The organism is Mycobacterium europaeum, from assembly GCF_034555895.2.
Taxonomy (GTDB): domain Bacteria; phylum Actinomycetota; class Actinomycetes; order Mycobacteriales; family Mycobacteriaceae; genus Mycobacterium; species Mycobacterium europaeum.
In genome coordinates, this window is sequence record NZ_CP157315.1 from 2,365,286 (window position 1) to 2,386,917 (window position 21,632).

Annotated in this window: 13 protein-coding genes and 1 pseudogene; all 14 read right to left on the bottom strand. The window is 72.8% G+C overall.

Features of this window, described 5'->3' with window-relative positions; all coding sequences use genetic code 11:
• Positions 1 to 4 precede the first annotated feature (4 nt).
• The 14 genes and pseudogenes from U8D42_RS10575 to U8D42_RS10640 all read right to left on the bottom strand — a co-directional run bounded on the left by U8D42_RS10575 (position 5) and on the right by U8D42_RS10640 (position 21,565).
• Positions 5 to 6,379 (bottom strand): SDR family NAD(P)-dependent oxidoreductase, encoded by a 6,375-nt coding sequence (locus U8D42_RS10575; RefSeq protein WP_322861107.1) that lies wholly within the window; start codon positions 6,377 to 6,379, stop codon positions 5 to 7.
• Positions 6,380 to 6,423: 44 nt separating this feature from the next.
• Positions 6,424 to 7,485 carry a type III polyketide synthase gene (locus U8D42_RS10580; RefSeq protein ID WP_085238608.1) on the bottom strand — a complete coding sequence of 354 codons (1,062 nt, stop codon included), beginning with the start codon at positions 7,483 to 7,485 and terminating at the stop codon, positions 6,424 to 6,426.
• Positions 7,486 to 7,591: 106 nt separating this feature from the next.
• A complete protein-coding gene (gene argH / locus U8D42_RS10585) occupies positions 7,592 to 9,010 on the bottom strand; it encodes an argininosuccinate lyase (protein ID WP_322861106.1) in 1,419 nt (472 codons plus the stop codon).
• A 79-nt stretch (positions 9,011 to 9,089) separates the two neighbouring features.
• Positions 9,090 to 10,286, bottom strand: a complete 1,197-nt coding sequence (locus tag U8D42_RS10590; RefSeq protein ID WP_085238606.1) for an argininosuccinate synthase — start codon at positions 10,284 to 10,286, stop codon at positions 9,090 to 9,092.
• Between the two features lie 12 nt (positions 10,287 to 10,298).
• Positions 10,299 to 10,799: an arginine repressor gene (locus tag U8D42_RS10595; RefSeq protein WP_085238605.1), complete on the bottom strand. Its 501-nt coding sequence runs from the start codon at positions 10,797 to 10,799 to the stop codon at positions 10,299 to 10,301.
• Positions 10,796 to 11,725 (bottom strand): ornithine carbamoyltransferase, encoded by a 930-nt coding sequence (gene argF, locus U8D42_RS10600; protein ID WP_085238604.1) that lies wholly within the window; start codon positions 11,723 to 11,725, stop codon positions 10,796 to 10,798. Before argF ends, U8D42_RS10595 begins: the two co-directional genes overlap by 4 nt.
• Positions 11,722 to 12,864, bottom strand: coding sequence for an acetylornithine transaminase (locus U8D42_RS10605; protein ID WP_348636970.1), 1,143 nt, complete (start codon positions 12,862 to 12,864; stop codon positions 11,722 to 11,724). Before U8D42_RS10605 ends, argF begins: the two co-directional genes overlap by 4 nt.
• Before the next feature lie 38 nt (positions 12,865 to 12,902).
• The gene (gene argB, locus U8D42_RS10610) at positions 12,903 to 13,790 is read right to left on the bottom strand and encodes an acetylglutamate kinase (protein ID WP_085238602.1); all 888 of its coding nucleotides are present in this window, start codon (positions 13,788 to 13,790) and stop codon (positions 12,903 to 12,905) included.
• Positions 13,787 to 15,019 (bottom strand): bifunctional glutamate N-acetyltransferase/amino-acid acetyltransferase ArgJ, encoded by a 1,233-nt coding sequence (argJ, locus tag U8D42_RS10615; protein WP_322861127.1) that lies wholly within the window; start codon positions 15,017 to 15,019, stop codon positions 13,787 to 13,789. The genes argB and argJ overlap by 4 nt, the downstream gene beginning before the upstream one ends.
• 56 nt (positions 15,020 to 15,075) lie before the next feature.
• Positions 15,076 to 16,135, bottom strand: a pseudogene (gene argC, locus U8D42_RS10620) (N-acetyl-gamma-glutamyl-phosphate reductase).
• Positions 16,136 to 16,172: 37 nt separating this feature from the next.
• Complete coding sequence (gene pheT, locus U8D42_RS10625; RefSeq protein ID WP_322861103.1) at positions 16,173 to 18,665, bottom strand: phenylalanine--tRNA ligase subunit beta; 2,493 nt, start codon at positions 18,663 to 18,665, stop codon at positions 16,173 to 16,175.
• Positions 18,665 to 19,708 carry a phenylalanine--tRNA ligase subunit alpha gene (gene pheS / locus U8D42_RS10630; RefSeq protein ID WP_322861102.1) on the bottom strand — a complete coding sequence of 348 codons (1,044 nt, stop codon included), beginning with the start codon at positions 19,706 to 19,708 and terminating at the stop codon, positions 18,665 to 18,667. Before pheS ends, pheT begins: the two co-directional genes overlap by 1 nt.
• A 121-nt stretch (positions 19,709 to 19,829) precedes the next feature.
• Positions 19,830 to 20,633: a rhomboid-like protein gene (locus U8D42_RS10635; protein ID WP_322861101.1), complete on the bottom strand. Its 804-nt coding sequence runs from the start codon at positions 20,631 to 20,633 to the stop codon at positions 19,830 to 19,832.
• 8 nt (positions 20,634 to 20,641) lie between these two features.
• Complete coding sequence (locus U8D42_RS10640) at positions 20,642 to 21,565, bottom strand: adenylate/guanylate cyclase domain-containing protein (RefSeq protein ID WP_322861100.1); 924 nt, start codon at positions 21,563 to 21,565, stop codon at positions 20,642 to 20,644.
• Positions 21,566 to 21,632: the final 67 nt, after the last annotated feature.

Genomic DNA, 21,632 nt, shown 5'->3' on the forward strand with positions numbered 1-21,632 from the left:
GGTCTCAGCGGCCGAGTTCTTCATCGAGGATGGCAAAGAGTTGGCTTTCGGTGGCGGCATCGAGGTCGGCGTCCAGGCCTTCGGGGTCGGGGTGATCGTCGGGGTCCAGGGCGGTGAGCAGGTTGTGCAGCCGGGCCCGCAGCGCCGACTTGTCGCCCGCGTCCCAGCCGGGCCGAGCGAGCAGCGCCTGCAGTTCGCGGGTGATGTCGGTGAAGCGCGCCATCAGGTCAGGCTGCTCGCCCGAGCCGGCGGCCAGCTGGCCGTCGAGGTGCTCCGCCAGCACCGACGGCGTGGGGTAGTCGAAGATCAGCGTGGGCGAAAGCGTAAGCCCCGTAGCAGTTTTGAGCCGGTTACGCAGCTCGACGGCGGTGAGCGAATCGAAACCGAGGTCACCGAACGCGCGGCCCGCGTTGATGTCGGCGGGGTTCGGCAGCCCCAGCACCGTCGCCGCGTTGCCGCAGACCAGGTCGACCAGCTCCCGCTGTCGCGCCTCGGGGGCCAGGCCGTGCAGGCGCGCCGCGAGACCGGTCGTCAGGGCGGTGGTGTCCACATCGTCGATGACGCGGCGGGTGGTGCGCGCGCCCAGCTCGCTCAGCAGCGGGGGCAGCGCGGCGGCGTTGTCGGACAAGGCGACCCGATCCAGGCGGGCTGCCATCAGCACCGGGGCCTCGACCAGCATGGCGGCGTCGAACGACTCCAGCGCCTGCTCGGTGGACAGCGGTGCGATCCCGAGCCGGCTCATCCGGGCCTTGTCGCGCTCGCCGAGGTGGGCTGTCATCGCCGACGTCTGCTCCCACAGGCCCCAGGCCAGCGACAGACCCGGCAGCCCGTGCGCGCGCCGGAACGCGACCAGCCCGTCGAGGAAGCTGTTGGCCGCGGCGTAGTTGGCCTGGCCCGGGGTGCCCACGATCCCGGCCATCGACGAGAACACCACGAACGCCGACAGATCCTGCTCGCGGGTCAGCTCGTGCAGGTGCCAGGCCCCGTCGACCTTGGCCCGCAACACCGCATCCACCCGATCCGGGGTCAGCGACAACACCAGTCCGTCATCGAGAATGCCGGCCGCGTGCACCACCGCGCGCAGCGGATACTCCCGCGGTATCTGCGCCAGCATCGCCGCGACCGCGTCGCGGTCCGCGACATCGCAGGCCACCACCGACACCCGGGCGCCCGCCTCCTGCAGGCCATCCACCAACTCCGCGATCCCCGGGGCCCCGGCGCCCGCGCGGCTGGCCAGCACCACGTGGGCCACGCGATACCGGTCGACGAGGTGCCGGGCCAGCGCCGAGCCGGCCATGCCGGTACCGCCGGTGATCACCACGCTGCCGCCGGCCAGCCCGCCGCACCCACTGAGTACCGCGCCGGGCCCGGACGGCAGGGTGAGCGCGACCTTGCCGATGTGCCGGGCCTGGCTGACGAACCGGTACGCCGCCGAGGCGCAGCGGACGTCGAAGGTCTTCAGCGGCAGCGGTTTCACCGCGCCCTCGCGCAGCAGTCGCACGATTTCGGCCAGCATCGCGGCGGTGCGGTCCGCGCCCGCCTCCATCAGGTCGAAGGCGCGATACCGGGCGCCCCGATACCGCTCGGCGACGTCGTGCGGATCGCGGACGTCGGTCTTGCCCATCTCGATGAAGCGCCCGCCGGGGGCCAGCAGCCGCAGCGACGCGTCGGTGAACTCACCCGCCAGGGAATTGAGCACCACATCGACGCCGGCCCCGCCGGTGGCCGCCGAGAACCTCTGCTCGAACTCCAGCGTCCGCGAGTCGCCGATGTGGTCGTCGTCGAATCCCATCGCGCGCAAGGTGTCCCATTTGCCGCGGCTCGCGGTGGCGAACACCTCCGCACCCCAATGCCGGGCCAGCTGGACCGCGGCCATCCCCACCCCGCCGGTGGCGGTGTGCACCAGCACCCGCTCGCCGGCGCGCAGGCCCGCCAACTCCGACAACCCGTAGAGCGCGGTGAGGAACACCACCGGCACGCCCGCCGCCGTCACCAGCGACCAGCCCTGCGGCACCGGGGTCACCATTCGCTGATCGACCACGGCTTCCGACCCGACCACCCCGAGCAGCCCCATCACCGCGTCACCGACGGCCAGCCCGGTCACGCCGGGACCGGCCTCGACGACCACACCCGAGCCCTCGGCCCCCAGCCGGCCACCGCCCGGATACATGCCCAGGGCGACCAGCACGTCGCGGAAGTTCACCCCGACCGCGGCCACCGCCACCCGGACCTGGCCGGGCTCCAGCTCCGCCGGCGGGCACGGGCTCACCACCAGGTCCTCCAGCGTGCCCCCGGCGCCGGCATCCAGCCGCCAGCCCCCCGGCGGCAGCCGGAGCACCGACCCCCTGCGCACCGGCCGCATCCGGGCCGCGTACGCCACGCCGTCGCGGACCGCCAATTGCGGCTCGCCGCAGCCGATCACCGCCCGCGGGTCCAGCGATCCGTCGGAGTCGATCAGCACCACCCGGCCCGGATGCTCGGCCTGGGCCGAGCGCACCAGGCCCCATACCGCCGCGCCGGCCAGGTCCGTGACGTCCTCGCCGGGGAGCGCCACCGCGCCGCGGGTCTGCACGGCCACCACCGGGGAGCCGGCCTCGCCCAGCCACGATTGCAGCGCGACCAGCGCCCCGGTGGTGGCCGCGTGCACCGAGCGCACCATGTCGCCGCCCTGCCCGCCCGGCTCCCACACCGTGACGTCGGGGTCGAAGGCGTTGCCGCTCAGGGATATCGGCGACCACGCCACCTCGAACAGGCCCTCGGCGGGCGTCGCCGCGAGCGACAACTGCTCGGCGGACACCGGACGCATCGCCAGCGAGCGCACCGACAACACCGGCAGCCCGGAGCCGTCGGCCAATTCCACCGACACCGCTCCCGCGCCGGACGGCGCTATCCGGACCCGCGCCCGCGATGCGCCGGCCGCGTGCAGCGACACCCCCTGCCAGGAGAACGGCAGGACGGTCTGGCCCGGCCCGGCGGCCACGCCGATCGCGTGCAGCGCCGCGTCGAGCAACACCGGGTGTATGCCAAAGCCACCGTCCGAGGCGCCCGCGTCGTCCGGCAGGGAGACGTCGGCGAAGATCTCGTCGCCCCGCCGCCACATCGCCCGCAGGCCGCGGAACGCCCGGCCGTACTCATAGCCGCGCTCCGCCAGCCGCGCGTACGCGTCGCCCACCTCCACCGGAGTGGCCCCCACCGGCGGCCACACCGACATGTCCACGGCCGGCGCCACGGCCGCCGCGCCCAACAGGCCCTGGGCGTGCAGCACCCACTCCGACTGCGCCCCGGCCGCATACACCGACACCTCGCGCCGACCCGCCTCGGTGGCCCCGCCGACCACCACCTGCACCTGCACCCCGTCCGCGGGCGGCAACACCAGCGGGGCCGACAGCGTCAATTCCTCGAGGACGCCGCACCCGACTTCGTCGCCGGCGCGGACGGCCAGCTCCACGAACCCCGCGCCGGGGAACAACACCGTGCCGCCCACCGCGTGGTCGGCCAGCCACGGCTGCGCGGCCGTCGACAGCCGGCCCGTCAGGACCACCCCGCCGGAGTCGGGCCGCGCCACCACCGCGCCCAGCAGCGCATGCCGTGCGCCCGCCAGCCCCAGGCTGGCCACGTCTCCCGATCCAGTGGCCCCGCCCGGCAGCCAAAAACGTTGCCGCGCAAAGCCATACGTCGGCAAATCCACGCGCCGCCCACCCAGGCCGGCGAGGGCGGCCCGCCAGTCCACCGGCACCCCGGCCACGTGGGCCTGACCCGCCGAAAGCCAGAACCGGTGCAGCGAACCGTCGTCGCGGCCCAGGGAGGGGACCACCACCGCGTCCCGACCGCAATCGGCCAGCGTCTCCTCGACGGCGGCCAGCAGCACGGGGTGCGGGCTGGATTCGACGAACACCCCGTACCCGGCGCCGCACGCGTTGCGCACCGCCCGCTCGAACTGGACCGTCTGCCGGATGCTGCGGAACCAGTAGTCGGCGTCGAGTCCCGCGGTGTCCAGCGGCTCGCCGGTCACGGTGGAAAACAGCGTGACCGAGGACGACCGCGGCTCGATTCCGGCCAGCGCCTCGGTCAGGGCGGCGCGGATCGCGTCGACGTGCCGGGAGTGGGAGGCGTAGTCGACGTCGATCCTGCGGGCCCGCACGTCGCCGCCCTCACAGCGCCGGATCAACTCGTCGAGCGCCTCCACCTCACCGGACACCACCACCGCGGAAACACCATTGACCGCCGCGACATTCAGCTGATCGCCGAACGCGGCGATCAGCTCTTCGGCCCGGCCCAGGCCGCAGGCCAGCGACACCATGCCGCCGGCGCCCGACAGCCCCACCAACAGCCGGCTGCGCAGCGCCACCACCCTGGCGGCGTCCTCCAGGGACAGCGACCCCGCGACATAGGCCGCCGCGATCTCGCCCTGCGAATGACCGATCACCGCATCGGGAATCACGCCCAGCGAGCGCCACAACTCCGCCAGCGACACCATCACCGCCCACAGGACCGGCTGCACCGCGTCCACCCGGTCCAGCCCGGGCGCTCCGGGCGCCCCGCGGATGACGTCGACCAGGGACCAGTCCACGTGTTCGGCGAGCGCCTTCTCGCAGCGCTGCAGGTGTTCGGCGAAAACCGGTGAGGTGTCGAGCAATTCGGATCCCATGCCGACCCATTGCGAGCCCTGCCCGGGAAACACGAACACCGTCTTGCCCACCGGTTGCGCCCGGCCCACCACCGCGCCCGCCCCCGGCGCGCCGGCGGCGTGGTCAGCCAGGCCTGCCAGCCCCGCCAGCAGGCGCTCGCGGTCCCCGACCAGCACGGCCCGGTGCTCGAACAGCGACCGCGTCGACACCAGCGACCAGGCCACGTCGACCACCCGCAGACCCGGTTCTGCGTGCAGCCGCGCCAGCAGCCGGGACGCCTGGTTGGCCAGCGCGTCGGTCGAGCGGGCCGACAGCACCCACGGCGCGGGCGCGTCATCGCCGGCCGGCGCGGGGCTTTCGGGCTCCAGCGGTGGTTGCTCGACGATGACGTGCGCATTGGTGCCGCTGATCCCGAACGACGACACCCCGGCGCGGCGCGGCCGGTCCTGCGCGGGCCACTCCCGCGCCTCGGTCAGCAGCGACACCGCGCCCGCCGACCAATCCACGTGCGGCGTGGGCACATCCACGTGCAGTGTCTTGGGCATCAGCCCGTGCCGGACCGCCTGCACCATCTTGATCACCCCGCCGGCGCCGGCCGCCGCCGAGGTGTGGCCCATGTTGGACTTGATCGACCCCAGCCACAGCGGCCGGTCCGCCGGCCGGTCCTGCCCGTAGGTGGCCAAAACCGCTTGCGCCTCAATCGGATCCCCGAGGGTGGTGCCCGTCCCGTGCCCTTCCACCAGATCCACGTCCGCGGCGCGCAGGCGCGCGTCGGCCAGCGCGGCCCGGATCACCCGCTGCTGCGAGGGCCCGTTGGGCGTCGCCAGCCCGTTGGAGGCGCCGTCCTGATTGACCGCCGACCCGCGCAGCAGCGCCAGCACCTGATGCCCCAACCGGCGCGCGTCGGACAGCCGTTCCAGCACCAGCACGCCGACGCCCTCGGAGAAGCCGGTGCCGTCGGCGGCACCGGCGTACGCCTTGCACCGCCCGTCGGCGGCCAGCGCCCGCTGCCGGCTGAACTCGATGAACATCGCCGGGGTGGCCATCACCGTCACGCCGCCGGCCAGCGCCAGGTCGCACTCGCCGGCGCGCAGCGACCGCGCCGCCAGGTGCAGGGCCACCAACGACGACGAGCAGGCCGTGTCCACCGACACGGCCGGGCCCTCCAGCCCCAGCGAGTAGGCCACCCGGCCCGACGCCACGCTCAGCGTCGAGCCGCGCAGCCCGTAGCGCTCCAGGTGCCCGGGCACCCGGCCCTGGCCGCCGTAGGAGCCGTGGAAGATCCCGGCGAACACCCCCGTCGCCGAACCGCGCAGATCGGCGGGGTCGATCCCGGCCCGCTCCAGCGCCTCCCAGGACACCTCCAGCAGCAGGCGTTGCTGCGGGTCCATGGCCAGCGCCTCGCTGGGCGCGATGGAAAAGAACGCGGCGTCGAAGTCGGCCACGTCGGCGAGGAAGCCCCCGCAGCGGGCGTAGGACTTCCCCACCGCGTCGGGGTCGGGATCGAACAGGCCCGCCAGGTTCCAGCCGCGGTCCGCCGGGAAGTCCGAGACCACATCGCGGCCCTCGACCACCATCTGCCACAGGGCCTCCGGCGAATCCACACCGCCCGGATACCGGCAGCCCATCCCGACCACCGCCACGGGTTCGGTTGCCGCGGCGAGGTATTCGCGGGCCTCCCGCTTCAGCCGCTCGTTGTCCTTGAGCGCCGCACGGAGGGCCTTGACCAGCTCGTCGGAATCGCTGTTCATCGGACGCGGCCGGATGTTTCGGACAACAGGGAACGCCTCAGCTGTCAGTGCCAGCGCAGCAGGACGAGCTCGGAACAGAATCCCGGACCCATGGCGATCATCAGGCCGGGGCTGTCGCTGGGCGGCGGCTTGGCCCGGGTGTCGCGCAGCACGTGCAGCACCGACGCCGACGAGAGGTTGCCGATCTCCCCCAGCGAACGCCAGGTCAGCTCCAGCGCATTGGGCGGCAGGCTCAGGCTCGCGTTGATCGCGTCGATGATCTTCGGGCCACCGGGATGGCTGACCCAGGCGCCGATGTCGGTGGTCGTCAGCCCGTGCGCCCCGAGGAACCCGGTGACGTCCCGCTCGATGTGCTCCTCGACCACCTGGGCCAGGTCCTTGGCCAGCACCAGCTCGAACCCGGCCGCGCCGACGTCGTAGCCCATGGTGCGCAGCGAATCGGGGTACAGGGTGCTGCGCGAGTCCAGGATGGCGGGCCCGCCGGCGGCCATCCGTTCGGCCCGGCGCTCGCCGACGGCCACCACCGCGCCCGCCCCGTCGGCGAACAGCGCGCTGCCGACCAGGCCGGGTAGCGACGGCTTGTACCCGGGGTAGGTGAGCGAGCACAGCTCGACCGAGATCAGCGCCGCGGCGGCGTCCGGCGCCCCGCGCAGATAGTCGTTGAGCCGGGCCACGCCCGCGGCCCCGGCCACGCAGCCCAGGCCGAACAGCGGAACCCGGCGGATGTCGTCGCGCAGCCCCAGCCGCCCGGCGATCCGGGCGTCCAGGGAGGGCACCGCCAGGCCGGTGACCGTCGTCGTGATCAGCACGTCGAGGTCCTGGGGCCGCAGGCCCGCCTCGTCGAGCGCGCCCGAGAGCGCCTCGCAGCCCAGGTCGACGGCGTTGTCGATGAAGATCCGGTTGGCCACGCCGAAGTCGGTCAGGGCGGGATACCGCTCCAGCGGCAGCACCAGGTGTCGGCTGTTGACCTTGGCACTGGCGTGCAACTGCCGGACGATGTCCTCGTAGCCCTCGAACTCCGGGATGCTGACGAAGAAGTCGGTGAGCTCACGCTGGGAATAGCGATACGGCGGCAAGGCACCGGACACGCCCGCGACGACGCTCATTGGTCCCACCCCTTGGTCACGAGGATTCGGTCTGACAGGTTCAGCCGCATCGCTTGAGCCGGAATTCTAGCCCGATTGGAATTGACCGGAGCGTAAACGGGCGTCCTCATTCCCGGCCGCCGAGCCGCGCCTTGAGCTCCTCGCTGCGGGCCAGGACGGCTTCGAGCTGCTCGGCGACCCGGACCGGCGCCGTGCCGCCCCGCCGGTCGCGCGACGACACCGAACCCTCGACCGTCAAGATCTCACGCACCTGCGGCGTCAGCTCGGGGCTGATGGCGGCCAACTCGTCGTCGGTCAGCTCGTCGAGCCCGACGGCGCGCCCTTCGGCCGCGCGCACCGCGGCCCCGGCGGCCTCGTGCGCCGCCCGGAACGGCACCCCGCGGCGCACCAGCCATTCGGCGATGTCGGTGGCCAGCGTGTACCCGGCGGGCGCCAGGGCCGCCATCCGCTCGACGTCGAACGTCAGGCTGGCCACCAGGCCGGCCATCGCCGGCAACACCAGCTCCAGCTGGGCGACCGAGTCGAACACCGGCTCCTTGTCCTCCTGCAGGTCGCGGTTGTAGGCCAGCGGCTGGGCCTTCAGCGTCGCCAGCAGCCCGGCCAGGTTGCCGATCAACCGCCCGGACTTGCCGCGGGCCAGCTCCGCGATGTCCGGGTTCTTCTTCTGCGGCATGATCGAGCTGCCGGTCGACCACGAATCGTGCAGCCGGACATAGCCGAACTCCGTCGAGCTCCACAGGATGATGTCCTCGGCCAGCCGCGAGATGTCCACGGCGATCATCGCGAAGATGAACGCGGCCTCGGCGGCGAAATCCCTGGCGGCGGTCGCGTCGATGGAATTGTCCGCGGCGGTGGTGAATCCCAGCTTGGCGGCGATCGCGTCCGGGTCCAGGCCCAGCGACGAGCCGGCCAGCGCCCCCGAGCCGTACGGGGACACGTCCGCGCGCCGGTCGAAGTCGACGATGCGGTCGACGTCGCGCAGCAGCGGATGCGCGTGCGCGAGCAGGTGGTGGGCCAGCAGCACCGGCTGGGCGGACTGCAGGTGCGTCTTGCCCGGCATGATCGCCGTCGGGTGCTCGGCGGCCTGGCCGGCCAGCGCGGCCACCAGCTCCAGCGCCCCATCGGCGACCCGGCGCACCGCGTCGCGCAGCCACATCCGGAACAGGGTGGCCACCTGGTCGTTGCGCGACCGCCCGGCCCGCAGCCGGCCGCCCAGGTCGGGGCCGACCCGGTCGATCAGCCCGCGCTCCAGCGCGGCGTGCACGTCCTCATCGGTCACCAGCGGCGTGAAGCTGCCGTCGGCCACGCCCTCGGCCAGGCTGTCCAAGCCGGCCAGCAGCCCGTCGCGCTGCTCGGCGGTGAGCAGCCCGGCGTGGAACAGGATCACGGCGTGCGCCCGCGAGGCGACGATGTCGTAGCGGGCCAGCACCCAGTCGAAATGGGTGGACTTACTGAGCGCCGCCAGCGCGTCCGACGGGCCGTCGGCGAACCGCCCGCCCCACAGCGACCCCTCGCGGGTGCTCACTTTCCCCCCGCGAACAGACATAAACTCGCACGCAGACGGACCAATTCATGCGATTTTGCGTCTGCTCGCCCAGAGGAGGTCACCGCAGGTCCCGGCGGGACGCGATCTTGGACGACAGCCCGTGCACGTAGACGAAGCCCTTGGCGGCCGACTGGTCGAAGCTGTCGCCCTCGTCGTAGGTGGCCAGGTTGAAGTCGTAGAGCGACTGCGCGCTGCGCCGGCCGTTGACCGCGATGTGCCCGCCATGCAACACCATGCGGATCTCGCCGGTGACGTGCTCCTGGGTCTTGGCGACGAACGCCTCCAGCGCGGTCTTCAGCGGCGAGTACCAGAGCCCGTCGTAGACCAGCTCGGCCCAGCGCTGGTCGGTGTGGCGCTTGAAGCGGCCCAGCTCGCGCTCCAGCGTGACGTGCTCGAGCTCGGTGTGGGCGGTGATGAGCACCATCGCGCCCGGCGCCTCGTAGATCTCGCGGCTCTTGATGCCCACCAGCCGGTCCTCGACCACGTCGAGGCGCCCGACCCCCTGGCTGCCGGCGCGGCGGTTGAGCTCCTCGATGGCAGCCAGCACCGACACCGGCTTGCCGTCGATGGACACCGGGACCCCGCGCTCGAACCCGACGATCACCTCGTCGGGGGTGTTCCAGTTGATGGTGGGGTCTTCGGTGTAGGCGTAGATGTCCTTGGTGGGCGCGTTCCACAGGTGTTCCAGGAAGCCGGTTTCCACCGCGCGGCCCCACACGTTCTGGTCGATGGAGAACGGCGAGCGCTTGGTGACGTTGATCGGGATGGCGTTCTCCTCGGCGAACGCGATCGCCTTCTCCCGTGTCCAGGCGTAGTCGCGGACCGGCGCCAGCACCTCCAAATCCGGTGCCAGCGAAGCGAATCCGACCTCGAACCGGACCTGGTCGTTGCCCTTGCCGGTGCAGCCGTGCGCGACGATGCTGCCGCCGTGCTCGCGGGCCGCCGCCACCAGGTGCTTGGCGATCAGCGGGCGGCTGATCGCCGACACCAGCGGGTAGCGGTCCATGTAGAGGGCGTTGCTCAAGATGGTGGGCAGGCAGTAGCCCTCGGCGAACTCGTCGCGCGCGTCGACGACGACGGCCTCCACCGCGCCGCAGTCCAGGGCCCGCTGGCGGACGACCTCCATGTCCTCGCCGCCCTGGCCGAGGTCGATCGCCACCGCGACCACCTCGCGGCCGGTCTCCTTGCCGATCCAGCTGATCGCGACCGAGGTGTCCAGACCGCCGGAATACGCCAGGATGACGCGATCTGACATGAACCAATCTCCTTAGGTTGTGGTGAGGCTTTCGAGCGTGCGGGCCAGCTCGGCGCCGGTCATCGGCTCTCGGGCCGCGACGAAGACCGTGTCGTCACCGGCGATGGTGCCGACGACGTACGGTAGCGCCGCGCGGTCGATCGCGCTGGCCAAATAGTTGGCGCCGCCGGGCGGGGTGCGCAGCACCGCGAGGTTCGCGCTGGCGTCGGCCGACACCAGCAGCTCGCTGAGTAGGCGGGACAGCCGGGCGGTGCCGCCGGACACGCCGCGCACCGGGCTGCCGTCCTCGGGGACGATGTAGACGCCGACGCCGCCGTCGGCGCCGCGCAGCTTCACCGCGCCCAGCTCCTCGAGGTCGCGCGACAGGGTGGCCTGGGTGACCTCGATACCCTCGTCAGCCAGCCGGGCCGCCAGCTCGCTCTGGCTGCTGATCGACGCTGACGACAGGATCGCCACGATGCGGTCCTGGCGGCCGGCCCGGGTGGTTTCGGGGGTGGTCTTGCTGCGGGTCATTGCGCCCGCTCCAGCAGCCACACCAGCAGCGCCTTCTGGGCGTGCAGCCGGTTCTCGGCCTCGTCCCACACCGCGCTGGCCGGCCCGTCCATCACCTCGTCGGTGATCTCGTCGCCGCGATGCGCCGGAAGGCAGTGCAGCACAATGGCTTCCGGGTCCGCCAGGCCCAGCAGCCGCTGGTTGACCTGGAACGGCCGAAACGGCGTGAGGCGGTCCAGCCCATCGCCCTCCTGCCCCATCGACGTCCAGGTGTCGGTCACCAGGACGTCGGCACCGGCCGCGGCCGCGTCGGCGTCGGGGGTCAGGGTGACCGAGCCGCCGGTGGTTTCGGCGCGCTCGGTGGCGGCCGCCACGAACGCGGGGTCGGGGGCGAATCCGGCCGGGGCGGCGACGGTGACGTGGATGCCGGCGGTCACCCCGCCGAGCAGCAGCGAGTGGGCCATGTTGTTGGCGCCGTCGCCGAAGTAGGACATCCGCAGCCCCGCGAGCGACCCCTTGCGTTCGGCGACGGTCTGCAGGTCGGCGAGCACCTGACAGGGGTGGAACTCGTCGGAGAGGGCGTTGACCACGGGCACCGTCGCCGCCTCGGCCATCGCCTCGAGCCGGTCCTGCCCGAAGGTCCGCCACACGATGGCCTCGACGTAGCGGGACAGCACCCGCGCGGTGTCGCCCAGCGTCTCGTCGCGGCCCAGCTGGGTGCTGCGGGCGTCGACGACGACGGCGTGCCCGCCGAGCTGCGCGATGCCCAGCTCGAACGAGAACCGGGTGCGGGTGGAGTTCTTGTCGAAGAGCACCGCGACCCCGCGCGGGCCCTCCAGCGGGCGGGCGCTGAACGGGTCCTTCTTCAGCTCGGCGGCCAGCTGCAGCACCTCGGCCTGCTCGGAGGGCGACAGGTCGTCGTCGCGCAGAAAGTGGCGGGGCGTCATGCCGCGGCCCTGTCCAGGATGGCCGGCAAGGCGGCGACGAAGGTCTCGAGCTGGGCCTCGGTGACGATGAGCGGCGGGGCCAGCCGGATGACGTCGGGCGCGGCGGCGTTGACCAGGAAACCGGCGTCGCGCGCGGCGCTTTCGGCGTCCTTGGCGCGCGGCGCGGTCAGCACCATGCCCTGCAGCAGCCCGCGGCCGCGCACATGGTCGACCAGCGGGTGGTTCACCGACTCGATGCCGTGGCGCACCGCCTTGCCCAGCACCTCGGCGTGCCGGACCAGGTCCTGGTCGGCGATCACCCGCAGCACCGCCCGCGCGGCGGCGGCGCAGACCGGGTTGCCGCCGAAGGTGCTGCCGTGCAGGCCGGGGGTCATCAGCTCGGCGGCCGGACCGACGGCCAGGCAGGCGCCGATGGGCAGCCCGCCGCCGAGGCCCTTGGCCATGGTCACGACGTCGGGGGTGATGCCGTCGTGCTGGTGGGCGAAAAACGTCCCGGTGCGGCCCATTCCGGTCTGCACCTCGTCGAGCACCAGCAGCGCGCCGTGCCGCGAGGTGATGTCGCGGGCGGCGCTCAGGTATCCCTCGGGTGGCACGACGACGCCGCCCTCCCCCATGATCGGTTCGAGGAACACCGCGGCGGTGGCGTCGTCGACGGCGGCGGCCAGCGCGTCGGCGTCGCCGTAGGGCACGTGGGTGACGAATCCGGGCAGCGGTTCGAACGGCGCCTGCTTGCTCGGCTGGCCGGTCAGCGCCAGTGACCCCATCGTGCGGCCGTGGAAACCTCCCTGCGCCGCAACGAGTTTCGTGCGCCCGGTCAGCCGCGACAGCTTGAACGCCACCTCGTTGGCCTCGGTTCCGGAGTTGCAGAAGAACACCCGCACCGCGGCTTCCGCACCCAGCAGGGCCACCAGCTCCTCGGCCAGCGCGATGCCCGGCTCGCTGGCATAGAGGTTGGAGGTGTGCCCCAGCGTCGCCAGCTGGTGCGTGACGGCCTCGATGACCGCGGGATGGCGGTGGCCGAGGACGTTGACGGCGATGCCGCCCAGCAGATCGAGGTACGTGTTGCCGTCCACGTCGGTGACCACGGCGCCGTCGCCGGCGGCCAGGGCCAGGGGCGGGGTGCCGTAGTTGTTCATCATCACGGCTTCCCAGCGGTGCTTGAGGGTGTCGGCATTGTTCACGAGCTCACCACCTTGGTCCCGGTGCCCGCGTCGGTGAAAAGCTCGACCAGCACACAGTGTTCGACCCTTCCGTCGATGACATGCGCGCTCGGCACCCCCGCCGTCACGGCCCGCAGGCACGCCTCGACCTTGGGAATCATGCCCGCCTCCAGCGTGGGTAGCAGTTGGGACAGGGTGGCGGTGTCGATCTCGCTGACCAGGGAATCCCGGTCCGGCCAGCTGGTGTAGAGGCCCTCGACGTCGGTGAGCATCAACAGCTTCTCGGCCCGCAGGGCCTCGGCGAGCGCCGCGGCGGCGGTGTCGGCGTTGATGTTGTGCACCACACCCTCGGCGTCCGGCGCGAGCGTCGACACCACCGGAATGCGGCCCGCCGCAATCAGATCCAGCACCGCGGCGGTGTTGACCCGCTCGACGTCGCCGACCAGCCCGATGTCGGTGGCCACCCCGTCCACGGTGACGCTGCGCCGCACCGCGGTGAACAACTGCGCATCCTCGCCGGTGATGCCGACGGCGTAGGGGCCGTGCGCGTTGATCAGGTTGACCAGTTCGCGCCCCACCTGGCCGAACAACACCATCCGCGCCACGTCGAGCACTTCCGGCGTGGTGACCCGGAAGCCGCCCTTGAAGTCGCCCTCGATGCCCAGCCGGCGCAGCATGGCGGTGATCTGCGGGCCGCCGCCGTGCACGACGACGGGGTGGATGCCGCAGTTGCGCAGGAAGGCCATGTCGGCGGCGAAGGCGTGCCGCAGCGTGTCGTCGGTCATGGCGTTGCCGCCGTACTTGATGACGATGACCTTGCCGTACAACTGCTTGAGCCACGGCAGCGCTTCGGCCAGCACCTGGGCCTTGACCGCGGTGGGCAACTCTTGAGTGTTGACGGTCATGAGCTGTACGCCGAATTCTCTTCGACGTAGGCGTGCGACAGGTCCGTGGTGCGGACGGCCGCGGAGCCGTCGCCCACGCGCAGGTCGACCGTGATGTCGATGTCGGCGCCGGACAGGTCCACATCACGCGCGCCGGGCGCCCCGACCCCGTCGACGCACACGGCGAAACCGTTGAACGACACCCGGATCCGGTCCGGGTCCAGGGTCACCGGCGCCATGCCGACCGCGGCCAGCACGCGGCCCCAGTTGGGGTCGGACCCGAACACCGCGGTCTTGACCAGGCTGTCGCGGGCGATCACCCGCGCCGCGGTCAGCGCGTCGTCCTCACAGGCCGCCCCGGTCACGGTCACGGTGACGCGCTTGGTGACGCCCTCGGCGTCGGCCTGCAGCTGCGCGCACAGGTCGTCGCAGACCGCCAGCACGGCGTCGTCGAGTTCGGCCTGCGACGGCGTGATCTCGCTGGCGCCCGACGCCAGCAGCAGCACGGTGTCGTTGGTCGAACAGCTGCCGTCGATGTCGAGCCGGTCGAAGGTGCGCGCGGTGGCGCGGCGCAGCGCGGTGTCGAGCGCGGCGGCGTCGACGGCCGCGTCGGTGGTGAGCACGCAGAGCATGGTGGCCAGCGAGGGCGCCAGCATGCCCGCCCCCTTGGCCATCCCGCCGACCGTCCAGTTGCCCGGGTGGTGCAGCGCAACCTGTTTGGGCACGGTGTCGGTGGTCATGATGGCGCGGGCGGCCTCGTCTCCGCCGCTCAGGCCGCCGGCCATGTCCTGCACGATCGCCCGGACGCCGGCCAGCACCTTGTCCATCGGCAACCGGTCCCCGATCAGGCCGGTGGAACACACCGCGACCTCGATCGCCCCCGTCTCGGTCCCCCACTCGGACAACGCGGCCGCGACGGCCTCGGCGGTGGCGTGGGCGTCCTGGAAGCCGCCCGGTCCGGTGCAGGCGTTGGCGCCGCCGGAGTTGAGGATCACCGCGCGCAGCGCCCCGGTGGTCAGCACCTGCTGGGTCCACAGCACGGGCGCGGCCTTGACCTTGTTGCGGGTGAACACGCCGGCGGCCGCGTAGTCGGGGCCCTCGTTGAAGACCAGGGCCAGGTCGCGGTTGCCCGACGCCTTGATGCCGGCGGCGATGCCGGCGGCCCGGAACCCGGCGGGCGCGGTGACGCCCTGTTCGCGCACCAGCCGCGCCTCGGTGGCTACGACAGATGGCGCCGCTCTCCCCCGCAAGCGGGAGGTACCCCCTCCTACCCCGGCTGCGCCGGCGTCATCGTCGCCGGCGCGGGTCACGGCGCGACTCCGACCACCGAAAGGCCTGCTGTCTCCGGCCAACCCAGCGCGAGATTCATGGATTGCACCGCCGCGCCGCCGGTGCCCTTGACCAGGTTGTCGATGGCGGCGATGGCCACGAACGCACTTGCGGCCTCGTCCACCGCGACGGCGAGGTGCGCGGCGTTGCTGCCGATCACCGATCCGGTGCGGGGCAGCTGGCCCTCGGGCAGCAGGTGCACGAAAGGCTCTCCGTCGTAGGCCTTTTCGTAGGCGGCCCGCAGCTGCGACAGCGGCGATCGGGTGCGCGCGGTGCAGGTGGCCAGGATGCCGCGCGACGTCGGGATCAGCACCGGGGTGAACGACACCGTGACGTCGCGGTCGGTGACGGCCCGCAGGCCCTGGGCGATCTCGGGGGTGTGCCGGTGGGCGCCGGCGATGTTGTAGGCCCGCGCGGATCCGATCACCTCCGAGCCCAGCAGGTCGGTCTTGGCGGCGCGCCCGGCCCCCGAGGTGCCGCTGACGGCGACCACCGTGACGGCCGGCTCGATCAGGTCCTCGGCGACCGCCGGCAGCAGCGCCAGCAGCGCCGCCGTCGGGTAGCAGCCCGGCACCGCGATGCGCCGGGCGCCGCGCAGCCGCTCCCGCGCGCCGGGCAGTTCCGGCAGCCCGTACGGCCAGCTGCCGGCGTGCGGCGAGCCGTAGAACCGTTCCCAGGCGCCGGCGTCGGTGAGCCGGAAGTCCGCGCCGCAGTCGATGATCAGCGTGTCGGGGCCGAGTTGTTCGGCCAGCGCCGCCGAATGCCCGTGCGGCAGGGCCAGGAACACCACGTCGTGCCCGGCCAGCACGGCGAGGTCGGTGGGCTCGACCACCCGCTGCGCCAGCGGCGTCAGGTGTGGATGGTGCTCGCCGAGCGTGCTGCCGGCGCTCGCCGCGGCGGTCAGCGACCCGATGGCCAGCCGGCCGTCGGCGTAGGCCGGATGTCCGAGCAGAAGCCGCAGGATCTCCCCGCCCGCGTAGCCGCTGGCCCCGGCAACCGCCACCCTCAATACGTCGGCCATTCCGCCGATTCTGCATGGTTATGCATTGGTTTGCAAATCCATTCCAGATGGTGTTAGGCGCGTAGTTCGGCGCCGACCGCGTCGGCGGCGCGCCGCACCGCGGCGTCGCGGGCCGCGCTGGCGTCGTCCTCGGTCAGCGTGCGGTCCGGCGCGCGGAAACGCAGCGCGAATGTCAGCGACTTGCGGTCCTCGCCGACCTGCGGGCCGGTGAAGACGTCGAACAGCTGCAGGTCTTCCAGCAGCTCGCCGGCGCCCTCCCGGACGGCGTCGGCCACCGCCTGGGCCGGCACGTGCGCGGGCACCACCAGGCTGACGTCCTGGAACACGGCCGGGAACGGCGACACCCGGGGCGCCGGCAGCGCCGCCGCGATCGGGATCGCGTCGAGGTTGAGCTCGATGGCGCAGGTGCCCTTCGGCAGGCCGGAACGCTCGATCACCGCCGGGTGCAGCTGCCCCGCGTGGCCGACGACGGTCTCCCCGACAAGCACCTCGGCGCACCGGCCCGGGTGCCACGGCAGGTGCCGGGCCGCCCGCAGGCTCACCTCGACCCCGCTGGCGCGGGCGATGATCCGGGCCGCCTCGAACGCGTCGGCGGCCTCGGCGCGCCGGCCGGGGCCCCACGGGCCGCGGCGTTCCCGCAGGCCCGCCAGGACGGCGGCCACGTGCTGGGGCTGGCGGGGCAGCGAGGCGTCCAGCTGGGCGATCTCGGCGTCGGTCGGCCTGCGGTGCACGGGGATGGCCTGCACGCCGCGGGTCTGCTCGGTCGGTTGCACCACCTGCGCCAGGGCGTACAGCGCGACGTCCACCAGCCCGCGCGACACGTTGCGCACCAACGCTTCCAGCAGGGCGGGCAGCAGCGTGGTGGCCAGGTGCGGGCGGTCGGCCTCGAGCGGGTTGAGCACCTGCGTGGTGGCGCGCCGCGGGTCGTCGGACGGCAGGCCCCACAGGTCGAACACGCCGGCGGGCAGGAACGGCGTCGGCAGGACCTCGACATAGCCGGACTGCGCGAGCGATTTGCCGATCGCGCGGCGACGCTTCTGCGCCGCGGTCAGGCCCCGCCCCGCGGGGGCCGCGGGCAGCACCGACGGGATGGCCTCCAGGCCCTCCAGCCGCAGCACCTCCTCGACGAGGTCGGCGGGCTGCAGCAGGTCGGGCCGCCAACTCGGCGGCGTCACGGTCAACGTGTCGCCCTCGACGCGCACCGACGCCCCGATCTGTGCCAGGCGCCGCGCGGCGGTCCCGGGCGGATAGGCCACCCCCGCGAAGCGGTCGGGCAGCTCCGCGGCGATCCGGATCGGCGGGAGCGCCCAGTCGTCCGTCGGCGGCTCGCCCCGCCAATCGGTCAGCCGGTCCGACACCGTTCCCCCGGCGATCTCGACGAGCAGCGCCGCGCACCGGTCCAGCGCGGCCACCGAGATGGCCGGGTCCACGCCGCGCTCGTAGCGGCGGGCGGCCTCGCTGGGCAGGTGCAGCCGGCGCTGGGTGCGCGAGACGGCGGCCGGGTCCCACACGGCGGCCTCGAGCAGCACCTCGGTGGAGTCGGCGCGCACCTCGGTGCTCGCCGCGCCCATCACGCCGCCGATCGCCGCGGTCGCCCGGTCGTCGACGATGAGGACGTCGGCGGGATCCAGCCGGCGCTCGATGTCGTCGAGGGTCACGACGGTCTCCCCGGGCCGGGCGAACCGCACCGCGAGGCCACCGGAGATGCGGTCGCAGTCGTGCGCGTGCATCGGGTGGCCGAGTTCGAGCATCACGTAGTTGGTGACGTCCACCGCCGGCGAGGTGGCGCGGACGCCGGCCAGCAACAGCCGGCGTTGCAGCCACCACGGCGACACCGCGGCGGGGTCGATGCCGGTCACGGGCCGCAGCGCGAAGCGCCGGACACCGGTCTCGGGCTCGACGGTCAGGGGCCAGGCCTCCCCGCCGGCCGGCGGCTGGGCCGCCTCCGCGCCGGCGGGGTCGACGAAGTCCAGGTCGTAGGCGCAGGCGACCTCGCGGGCCAGCCCGCGCACCGACATGCAGTAGCCGCGGTCGGGGGTGATGGCCAGGTGGAAGACCACGTCGTCGAGTCCCAGCACCGCGGCGCCGTCGGCGCCCGGTTCGGCGGTGCCGGGTGGCAGCACCAGGATCCCGGAATGGTCGGCGCCCAAACCGAGTTCGGCCGCCGAGCAGATCATGCCGTCGGAGTCGCGGCCGTAGGTCTTGCGCGCCGCGATGGCGAACCCGCCGGGCAGCGTGGTGCCGGGCAGCGCCACCACGACGAGGTCACCGACGGCGAAGTTGGTTGCGCCGCAGACGATGTCGCGGTCGCCCCCTGCGCCGACGTCGACCCGGCAGGCCCGGATGGGCTTTTTGAAGCCGGTGAGTTCCTCGATGCCGGTCACCCGCCCGACGGTGAGCGGGCCGTCGACCGGGCCGAGCGCGACGACCTCCTCCACCTCGTGGCCGATCCGGATCAGCGTTTGCTCGAGGTCGGCGGGCGTGGCGTCCCAGCCCGGAGCCCCGGCCGCCACCACTTCCCGCAGCCAGCTGTAGGGGATCCGCATCAGGCACCCACCCCGAACGGCAGCGAGAACCGGACGTCGCCCTCGACCATGTCACGCATGTCGGGGATGCCGTTGCGGAACTGCAGGGTGCGTTCCAGGCCCATTCCAAAGGCGAAGCCGGAGTACACCTCGGGGTCGATTCCCGCAGCGCGCAACACGTTCGGGTGCACCATGCCGCAGCCGCCCCACTCCACCCAGCCGGCGCCGCCCTTCTTGCCGACGAACCACACGTCGACCTCGGCGGAGGGTTCGGTGAACGGGAAGAAGTGCGGCCGGATGCGGGTGCGCGCCTCGGGGCCAAACTCGGCGCGGGCGAATGCGTCCAGGGTGCCCCGCAGGTGCGCCATGGACAGGCCGCGGTCCACCGCCAGCCCCTCGACCTGGTGGAAGACCGGGGTGTGGGTGGCGTCGAGCTCGTCGGTGCGGAAGGTGCGGCCGATCGAGACGATGTAGACGGGCAACTCCCGGGCGAGCAGGGTGCGCACCTGCACCGGCGACGTGTGGGTGCGCAGCAGCTGCCGGGAATCGTCCGGCGCGATGTAGAAGGTGTCCTGCTCGCTGCGCGCGGGGTGGTCCGCCGGGAAGTTGAGGGCGTCGAAGTTGAACTGCTCGGTTTCGACCTCCGGTCCCTCCGCCAGCTCCCAGCCCATCGCGACGAAGGTGTCGGCGATGTGCTCGGCCAACTGGGTGATCGGGTGGCGGGCCCCGGGTGGCTGGCGCGTCGAGGGCAGCGTGACGTCGATGCTTTCGGCGACCAGCACCGCCGCGTCCCGTTCGGCGCGCAGCGCCGCCAGCCGCTCGTCGTAGCTGCGCTGGACCTCGGTCCGCGCGGAATTGACCCGTTTGCCCGCGTCGGCGCGCTCCTCCTTGGGGACGCCGCCCAGCGCCTGCCGCGCCAGCGCCAGCGGCGAGCGGTCGCCGAGGTGCTCGGTCTTCACCCGCGCCAGCGCGTCCAGGTCGCCGGCGAGCGCGATGGCCTCCTGGGCGACGCCGACCGCCTTGGCCAAGGCATCCGGTGACAGGTCGACGGGCTGAGCACCCACGCGGCGACACTCTCCTTGCTGGATGAGGGGCTGGGAGGAAGTTGCCCAGCGGCAAGTGCCGATCATAGTGATGCGGTGCGCGCTGCCCGGCGGGCGCTTCGGGGTAAGGGCGGCCCGGTGTCTAGCCCGCGGTGGCAGGCTGCGGGACGGCCAGAGCGGCGTCGTCCAGCGCCGCCCGCCCGTTGACGAACTGCACGAGCTTGTGCGCCGCCAGCGCGCCCAGGACGCCGAATGCGGGCGCCGCGGCCATCGTCCCCCAGTGGTGGGCCAGCAGCAGGAAGCCGAAGCCCGACGAGGCGGCCAGCATCAGGATGCGCACCGGCGTCCAGTGGATGGGCTGACGGAACCGGGCGGACACCAGCACGCCCAGGACCACGGCGACGGTGTGCCCGGCGTCGGTGAAATCGCCGCCGATGATCGCGGAGGCGATGCCGGCCGCCACCCACCAGCCGACCCAGGCGGGCCGCCAGCGCTGGGGAATCACCGCTGTCATCGCTCCGAGCACGGCCAGCGCGCCGTAGCTCATCCCGACGTCGCTGGCCCGGGTGATCGACACCGGCATCCACTCGAACTCGACCGCCGCGGCCAGGGCGGCCGCCACCAGCAGCGTCGCGCCGATGTGCCCGACGAGGAACGCCACCACCAGGCGGATGGTGCGCAGGTGCAGCTCGCCGAGCGCGAGCAGGCAGGTCAGGAAGGGCAGCCAGAAGTAGAGCGGACCGGCGTCGACGACCAGCGCGCTGCCCAGCAGGGTGCCCACGTGGCCGTGGGCCAGGTTGTGCAGGTTGGTGCTGGCGCGCTCGACAAGCACGTCATGGGCGTGCGGTCCGAGCACCAGGATGACGCAACTGACGGCAAGCAGCGCAGCCACGTAACCCAACGTGAACTGGACCCGGGCCAGCCGGGCGAGGATGCCCCCAAACATTGCATCCATTATGTCGGCTGGTTTGTTTCCGTGCCGTGATCCGGCGCTGTCAACTCCCTATGAGTCCGCAAACGATATATCGCCAAGTCGGCCGGCACGCCCGTGGTCTTTCCCGAAAACACGGGTTTACGTGCGCGTTTGGCGACAACCCCCATCGCATCCAGTTCGCTCTGGGCGATCTGGTCGAGTGTCGAACCTGACACCATGACCCCGCCCTTGGTGGCGCGCTCCATCACCCGCGCGGCGATGTTGACGTCGACACCGAGCCAGTCCGCCGCCAGCCGCTGGGGCCGCCCGGTGTGGATGCCGGCCCGCATCCGCGGCGTGTAGCCGGCCACCTCGACCGACTTCAGCGCCTCCTTGGCGGCCAGGACGGCGCGCACCGCGACCGTCGGATCGCCGAAGACGGCCATCAGGCCGTCGCCCATCCGCTTGACGATGTGTCCCCCGGCGTCCAGCAGCGGCGGCTCGACGGCCCGGGCCACCTGACGCAGCAGGCTGAGCGCCGCGTCGTCCCCGGCCTGCAGGGACCACGACGAGAACCCGACCAGGTCGGTGAAGACCAGCGTCACTTCGGGATTCGCCGGACGCCGGGCAACCGACTCGGTCAACGCCTGCCACACCTGCAACACCCCGAGACTGACCTCCCGCGACACCGCGTCGCGGTCCCCCAGCAGCCGGTCGGCCGCCCGGGCGGCCGCGCGCGGGCCCCCGTCGCCGGCCGTGGAGAGCGGGTCGCCGAACTCGGGGTCGCCGGGTAGCAGCCGTCGCGCCCGGCGGATGAAGGCCACCGCGCCGGGGCTGTGGTTCCGGCTGTGCAACCACTGCGTCGCGTTGTGCACCGAAACCGGGGAGCGCCCCGGCGAATCGGATGCCGTCACCGTCGGCTCTTCGGGCTCGCCCGAGTCCGAACCGCGACGCGCGAGTTCCACCCGGCCAGGTTATTTCCTCCCGCCGGAGGCGGGCAATGAAGGCCACCCGCTGTGTGTCGGAGCTCGC

Coding starts and splice junctions, on each gene's coding strand:
- U8D42_RS10575 (WP_322861107.1), bottom strand. CDS start 6,379: ATGAACAGCGATTCCGACGAGCTGGTCAAGGCCCTCCGTGCGGCGCTC.
- U8D42_RS10580 (WP_085238608.1), bottom strand. CDS start 7,485: ATGAGCGTCGTCGCGGGCGTGTCCGGTGCCTTGCCGCCGTATCGCTAT.
- U8D42_RS10590 (WP_085238606.1), bottom strand. CDS start 10,286: ATGTCAGATCGCGTCATCCTGGCGTATTCCGGCGGTCTGGACACCTCG.
- U8D42_RS10595 (WP_085238605.1), bottom strand. CDS start 10,799: ATGACCCGCAGCAAGACCACCCCCGAAACCACCCGGGCCGGCCGCCAG.
- argF (WP_085238604.1), bottom strand. CDS start 11,725: ATGACGCCCCGCCACTTTCTGCGCGACGACGACCTGTCGCCCTCCGAG.
- U8D42_RS10605 (WP_348636970.1), bottom strand. CDS start 12,864: ATGATGAACAACTACGGCACCCCGCCCCTGGCCCTGGCCGCCGGCGAC.
- argB (WP_085238602.1), bottom strand. CDS start 13,790: ATGACCGTCAACACTCAAGAGTTGCCCACCGCGGTCAAGGCCCAGGTG.
- pheT (WP_322861103.1), bottom strand. CDS start 18,665: ATGCGGATCCCCTACAGCTGGCTGCGGGAAGTGGTGGCGGCCGGGGCT.
- U8D42_RS10635 (WP_322861101.1), bottom strand. CDS start 20,633: ATGTTTGGGGGCATCCTCGCCCGGCTGGCCCGGGTCCAGTTCACGTTG.